Source organism: Micromonospora craterilacus, from assembly GCF_003236315.1.
In the GTDB taxonomy this organism is placed as follows: domain Bacteria; phylum Actinomycetota; class Actinomycetes; order Mycobacteriales; family Micromonosporaceae; genus Micromonospora; species Micromonospora craterilacus.
This window is the reverse complement of record NZ_POTY01000555.1, coordinates 1-464: the sequence shown is the minus strand read 5'-3', so window position 1 is coordinate 464 and position 464 is coordinate 1. Positions and strand designations below refer to the sequence as shown.

Sequence of the window (464 nt, the reverse complement as noted above, 5' to 3'; positions counted from 1 at the left end):
GTCTACACCTGCAATGTTTGCAAGTTCGACAGGTGATACACTACCACCTTTTTTCAATGTTTCTAACCAAGCATCAACAGCTGGTTGGCCTTCATTTTTAATCTTTTGAGAAACGACAGTTCCGATTGTTAAGCCAGCAGAATACGTATACGAATATAATCCCATATAGTAATGAGGTTGACGCATCCATGTTAATTCAGCACCCTCAGTCATGTCTACTGCATCTCCAAAAAATTGTTTATAAACATTTAGCATTATTTCATTTAATGTCGGCGCATTTAAAGATTCACCTTGATCTACTTTGTGATACACTTCACGTTGATAAGCAGCTTCTAATAAATGGGTAACCATATTATGATAATATGTTCTAGATAAAATTGAGCCAATAACCCAACGCTTAAATCTTGGATTATCACTTGTGTTAAATAAATAATTGGCCATCAACATTTCATTCATTGTAGAAG

1 protein-coding gene is annotated in these 464 nt (G+C 34.9%); it reads right to left on the bottom strand.

Annotated elements, in window-relative coordinates; genetic code table 11:
- Positions 1–456: M3 family metallopeptidase (locus C1I95_RS37455; RefSeq protein ID WP_267900738.1), on the bottom strand; the 456-nt coding region annotated here is incomplete at its 3' end.
- Positions 457–464: the final 8 nt, after the last annotated feature.